The 5,788-nt window shown below is 70.3% G+C and carries 6 protein-coding genes; 4 read left to right on the forward strand and 2 right to left on the reverse strand.

The window, feature by feature from the left end:
- The first annotated feature begins 309 nt into the window (after positions 1-309).
- Positions 310-1,506, forward strand: a complete 1,197-nt coding sequence (locus FNH05_RS30350; RefSeq protein ID WP_246128022.1) for a glycosyltransferase 87 family protein — start codon at positions 310-312, stop codon at positions 1,504-1,506.
- Here FNH05_RS30350 and FNH05_RS30355 read toward each other — a convergent pair.
- Complete coding sequence (locus FNH05_RS30355; RefSeq protein ID WP_144592283.1) at positions 1,482-1,958, reverse strand: DUF6194 family protein; 477 nt, start codon at positions 1,956-1,958, stop codon at positions 1,482-1,484. The genes FNH05_RS30350 and FNH05_RS30355 overlap by 25 nt on opposite strands.
- Before the next feature lie 165 nt (positions 1,959-2,123).
- Between FNH05_RS30355 and FNH05_RS30360 the strand changes: the two genes are divergently transcribed.
- Complete coding sequence (locus FNH05_RS30360; RefSeq protein WP_144592284.1) at positions 2,124-3,029, forward strand: LLM class flavin-dependent oxidoreductase; 906 nt, start codon at positions 2,124-2,126, stop codon at positions 3,027-3,029.
- On the opposite strand, the gene ligD is transcribed toward FNH05_RS30360, so the two are convergent.
- Positions 3,017-4,045: a non-homologous end-joining DNA ligase gene (gene ligD, locus FNH05_RS30365; RefSeq protein WP_144592285.1), complete on the reverse strand. Its 1,029-nt coding sequence runs from the start codon at positions 4,043-4,045 to the stop codon at positions 3,017-3,019. The genes FNH05_RS30360 and ligD overlap by 13 nt on opposite strands.
- 113 nt (positions 4,046-4,158) lie before the next feature.
- On the opposite strand from ligD, the gene FNH05_RS30370 reads away from it, so the two are divergent.
- Together FNH05_RS30370 and FNH05_RS30375 are read left to right on the forward strand one after the other, a co-directional pair.
- Positions 4,159-4,887, forward strand: coding sequence for a TVP38/TMEM64 family protein (locus FNH05_RS30370; protein ID WP_144592286.1), 729 nt, complete (start codon positions 4,159-4,161; stop codon positions 4,885-4,887).
- A 68-nt stretch (positions 4,888-4,955) separates the two neighbouring features.
- A partial coding sequence (locus tag FNH05_RS30375; RefSeq protein ID WP_246128023.1) for a serine/threonine-protein kinase occupies positions 4,956-5,788 on the forward strand: 833 nt, incomplete at its 3' end.

Genomic DNA, 5,788 nt, shown 5'->3' on the forward strand with positions numbered 1-5,788 from the left:
CCTCGCCCCCCGGCGGGAGGGACTGGGGCGCCGTGAAGGGTCCCTTCACAGTCATATCGACTGTGAAGGGACCCTTCACGGCCAACACTCACGCGACTTTGCCGGGACCCTGGCCGTATCGACCGTGAGGGGACCCCTCACGGCAGTGGAGCGACCGGCCACAGGTCAGCACTGGTTGGGCCGCGCGGCCGAGGGCGCGTTACTCTTGCCCACCGAACACCGCCGACACTCCAGGGGGTCACCGTGTCCTCATCCGCTGTCGAGGCCCCGGCCAACGCGCCGAAGCCCTCGGCTCCGGAGAGACGCCCTTTGCCCGCCCCCGTCTTCTGGACGATCCTCGTGCTCGGCGCGGTGGCCGCCGGCGGATACCTCGCCGCGGTACTCGCCGACCCGGAGACCCTGATGCACCTCAAGGACCTCGGGGTGTACCAGATCGCGGGCAACCGGGTCCTCGACGGCGTTTCGGTCTACGACTCGCCCCTGCTGGGGCACACCCGCGGTGTGTGGGAGTTCGTCTACACGCCGTTCGCGGCGCTGTTGTTCGTTCCCCTGGCCAAGCTGAACGCCCCCGTCATCGTCTACGTGGGCGGCATCGGCAACTTCCTGATCCTGGCCGTGGCCGCCTGGGCCGCGCTGGCGCTGCTCGGCTACCGGCGCGACCTCCGGCTCGCCGTGTTCAGCCTCCCGGTGGCCGCACTGCTGCTGTGGTGCGAACCGATCCGGCAGACCATGGCCTTCGGGCAGGTCAACATCCTGCTGATGGCGCTGGTGCTGGTGGATCTGGCCCTGCCGGACTCCTTCCGCGGCAAGGGCGCGCTGATCGGCATCGCCGCCGGCATCAAGCTCACCCCCGCGTTCTTCGTGCTGTACCTGCTGTTCAGCAAGCGGTACCGGGCCGCGCTGACGTCGGTCATTTCGCTCGCGGTCACCCTGCTGATCGGTTTCCTGGTGCTCCCGCACGATTCGAAGACCTTCTGGTCCGGCGCCTTCGCCGACCCCGCCCGCGTCGGCGTGCCGCAGGATCCGTCGAACGAGTCGCTGCGGGGAATGTTCGCCCGCACCATCGGCGTCACCGGCGGCCTGCAACTGCTGTGGCTGGTGGTGGCCGCCGCGATCGCACTGGCCTGTCTGCTGCTGGCCCGGCGGCTGTCCTCCGGCGGGCAGGAACTGCTCGCCGTCACGCTGTGCGGGCTGACCACCACCGCCGTGTCCCCGTACAGCTGGGTGCACCACTGGGTGTGGCTGGCCGCCCTGCTGATCTGCCTGCTCGACGCCTCACTGCGCCGCTGGGCCGTGTCGGCGTGGGTGGGGCTGGTGCTCACCTTCGCGGTGGCCTCCGGCGGGGTGCTGCTCCTGCTGGGCTTCGACGAGAGCAGCATCCTCACGTTCCCGTGGGACCACCAGGAGGTCAACCGCAACGCCTACCTGTGGCTGACCATCGTGGCCCTCGCCGTCGTGGCGCTACGGCTGATGAAGCCGGCTCAGGACCGCGAAGCGGCCCGGTAACGCCGCGCGGCACGCGCGTGTGCCTCGGTGACCAGTGATTCCACCTGTTTCGCCGTCGCCTCGCCGGGGTTGAGCACGCAGACCCAGCCCTGGGTGGCATAGACGGGATGCGGCAGGACCCGGTCGAACGCGGTGTAGTCGAACCCGGCCTGACGATCGGCGTGCGCGGCGGGCGGGTAGCCGGTCAGTTCCTGGAACAGCGCGCGCCCGACGGAGATGTTGAGCCGGAAGACCCCGGGACGGTCCAACCGGGAGGCCGTGTCGTAGTCCGGGTAGTCCTTGGTGACGATCGTGGCGAACGGCAGTTCGCCTTGCGGCACCACCCCTGCCGGGTTGTAGAAGAAGAACGTGTCTCCCCAGGCGACCCGGGGTGCTCCGGTGGACTCGCTCGCGACTTCGACCACGGCTTCGGGGAGCGCACCGACGAACCGGATGATCTGCTGTTCGTTCATGCCTCAACCGTATCGTTGAAGTGCTTTTTAAAACTTTTTGCCGGGATTGCCCCCAACTGTCCCGACTTTTGCCAGGAAACCTTCAAATCCGGGGTCTTTTCACGGCACTCACTCCCACGCGACGGGACGGATTCCCTGTCCGGCGGATCGCCGTAAGGTTGCGCTATGCGCTTCGCGATCTCACTTCCGCAGTTCGTGGCCGACGGGGAGTTCGATCCCGGCGGCTTCCGGTCCTACGTCAGGCGAGCCGAGGAACTCGGTTACGAAAGCGGCTGGACGCAGGAGCAGGTGCTGGGGACGATGCCGCACCTCGATCCGCTCGCGACGATGACCTACGCCGCGGCCTGCACCGAACGGCTGCGGCTCGGCTGCGCGGTGTTCGTGACGCCGCTGCACACTCCGGTTCACCTGGCGAAAAGCCTGAGCTCGCTGGACCAGCTGAGCCGCGGCAGGCTCGAGGTGGGGATCGGCACCGGCGGGCAGGGCCGGATGTTCTCCGCCTTCGGTATCGACGGCGAAGGGCTGGTGTCCCGGTTCAACGAGGGCCTGCGGCTCGTGCGGGAACTGTGGACGCAGCCGGAGGTCACCTTCGCCGGGCGGTTCTGGCAGCTGGAAAACGCCGCCATGGAACCCAAGCCGTTCCAGAAGCCCGGCCCGCCGGTGTGGTTCGGCGGCGGCCACCCGAACGCGCTCCGCCGCGCCGCGCGCTTCGGCGACGGCTTCTTCGGTGCCGGATCCGCCACCACCGCCCGCTTCGCCGAGCAGGTGCGGTTGCTCCGGGAAATCCTGGCGGAGGAGAACCGCACCGATTTCCCCATCGCCAAGCGGGTTTACGTCCACCTCGACGACGACGGCGAGCGCGCCAGGGCCGCGGTGGCCGACGGGCTCGAGCAGATCTACGGAAAACGCGGGCTGGAGGGGGTCGCGGTCGCCGGCACCCCCGAGGAGTGTGTGCGGGGCATACGCGAGGTGGCCGAGGCCGGCGCCGAGCTGATCCTGTTCACCCCGGTGACCGATCAGCGGAGGCAGATGGAGCGGCTGGCCGCCGAGGTGGTGCCTCAGGTGTCCTGACGTGCCTTGCTGGGCTGGACCCGTTTGGGCTCGCCGGGCATCTTGGGGTAGTCCGGCGGGTAGGGCAGTTCACCGAGACCGTGGTCGCGCTCGTCCCGGGCGTACCACTCGAGGGCCGTCTCGATGCCGAAAGCGTGTTCGTCGAGCGCGGCGTGCGGATCGCCGTGCCCGGCCAGCCAGGCCGGCACGGTGAACACGTCGAAGTCCTCGGGCCGGACCTCGGTCAGCTGCTCCCAGGTGACCGGCGTGGACACGGTCGCCCGGGGCGTGCCGCGCACGGACCAGCTGGAAGCGACCGTGCGGTCGCGCGCCGCCTGGTTGTAGTCCAGAAAGACCCGGCCGCCGCGCTCCTCCTTCCACCACGCCGTGGTCGCGAGCTTCGGCAGGCGCCGCTCGGTCTCGCGCGCGAGCGCGATCACCGCGTGCCGCACGGCGATGAAGTCCCACTCCGGCCTGATCCGGACCAGCACGTGCACCCCGCGACCACCGGAGGTCTTCGGATAGCCGGTCAGTCCCGCGTCGGCGAGCACCTCGCGCACGGTCAGCGCGACCCGCACCGCGTCGTCGAACCCGGCCGCACCGGTGCCTTCCGCCGGGTCGACGTCGATGCGCAGCTCGTCGGGATGGTCCACGTCCTGGCGCCGCACCGGCCACGGGTGGAAGTCGAGGGTGTTCAGGTTCGCCGCCCACGCGATCACCGCGGGCTCGCCCGGGCACACCTCCTCCGCCGTCCGGCCCGACGGGAAGGTGATCCGCACCGGCTCCACCCACGACGGTGCGCCCTTGGGCACGCGCTTGGCGTAGAAGAACTCCCCGGCCACGCCGTCGGGAAAGCGCTTCAGCGTGGTCGGGCGGTCCCCGATCGCCCGCAGCAGCGGCTCGGCGACGGCGAGGTAGTACTCGACCACCTGCCGTTTGGTGATGCCGCGCTCCGGAAAGGAGATCTTGTCCGGGCTGGTCAGCCGGACGGTCCGCTCGCCTACCCGGTATTCGACCGGTTCGCCATGCTTGGGCACCCGTTCACCGTAACCGTCTTCCGGGTGCCGGGCCGGACAGGACGAGCCGGGCCGGCCGTCTTCCCCTTGTCCCGCGGGCCTTCCCGGCCCGGCGGTGCAATACCGTTGGGCCCATGGCCCGACGCACCAAGCTGATCGTCGCGCTCGCGCTGCTCGCCGCGGTCGTGGCGGCGGCGTTCACGCTGCCGATCCCCAGCCCGGCCCAGCTGCGAGCCTTGGCGGGCGGCGGCGGACCGCTCACCGCCCTGCTGCTGCTGGGTGCCTATTCGGTGTTCACCGTCGCGCCGATCCCGCGCACGGTGTTCAACCTCGCCGCCGGGCTGCTACTCGGCGACGCCGCCGGCATCGCCGTGGCGATCACCGCGACCGCGATCTCCGGCGCGCTCGGGTTCGGCCTCGCCCGGCTGCTCGGCCGCGACCTGGTGAGCCGCCACCTGCACCGCCGCTCGGTCCGCACGGTCAACAACCGCCTGGCCGACGGGGGCGTCCTCGCCATCACCTCACTGCGCCTGATCCCGGTGGTTCCCTTCGCGCCGCTGGGGTACTGCTGCGGAATCCTCGACGTGCGCTGGCGGCCCTATCTGGTGGGCACGGTGCTCGGCAGCCTGCCCGGCACGGTCGCCGTCGTGGTGCTCGGCGACGCGCTCACCGGAGGCACCCCTCCGGCCCTGCTCGCGTGCTACCTCGCGTTCGCGCTGGTCGGAACGCTCGGAATGATCAAGGTGGTGCGGGGGGCAGCTTACGACGGCGCCACGATCGCGACCGCTACACTCGTCCCGGTGCGCGAGGAGGGTATTCGCGCTCGGTCAGGCCAAGAAACGCAGGTAGTTTCCGAGGAGTAGCCGCCATCGACACCGGTCAGCTGATCGCAGGGCACTATCGCCTCGTCGAGCACATCGGCAGCGGCGCGATGGGCGTCGTCTGGCGTGCCGTGGACGAGCGCCTCGAACGTGCGGTGGCGGTGAAGCAGATCCTCGCCCAGCCAGGCATGTCCGAGGCCGAGCGCAACAGCATGCGGCAACGGGCGATGCGCGAGGCGAAGAACGCCGCGCGGCTCCAGCACCCCAACGCGATCGTCGTGTTCGACGTCGCCGAGCACGACGGCGATCCATGCCTCGTGATGGAGTACCTGCCGTCGAAGAGCCTGTCCGCGGTCATCGCCGAGCACGGCACGCTGCCGCTGGGCCAGGTGGTCAAGATCGGCGAGCAGGTCGCCTCGGCACTGGTCGCCGCGCACCGCGCCGGCATCGTGCACCGCGACATCAAGCCGGCCAACATCCTCATCGACGAGCACGGCACCGCCAAGATCACCGACTTCGGCATCTCGCGTGCCGCCGGTGACCTGACCCTGACCCAGACCGGGCTGATCGGCGGCACCCCGGCCTACCTCGCACCGGAGCTGGCCCGGGGGTCCGATCCCGCACCCGCCTCGGACGTTTTCTCGCTCGGCGCGACGCTCTACCACGCCCTGGAGGGCCAGCCGCCCTACGGCAACAGCTCCAACCAGCTCGCGTTGCTCTACACGGCCGCCAACGGCCAGGTGATCCCGCCGCGCCAGTCCGGCAAGGCGACCGCGCTGCTGATGAGCCTGCTGCGGGGGGAGCCCGAAGACCGCCCCACGATGGCTCAGGCGAAGGAAAGACTCGCCGCGTTGGCCGCCGGGGAGCCGGAGGCCAACGCGGGAACCCTGGTTTCCCCGCCGGTGTACGGCGCCGGGCGCCAGCCTGCCGCCGTCCCCATGGA

It is taken from the genome of Amycolatopsis rhizosphaerae (assembly GCF_007713715.1).
Classification (GTDB): Bacteria; Actinomycetota; Actinomycetes; order Mycobacteriales; family Pseudonocardiaceae; genus Amycolatopsis_E; species Amycolatopsis_E rhizosphaerae.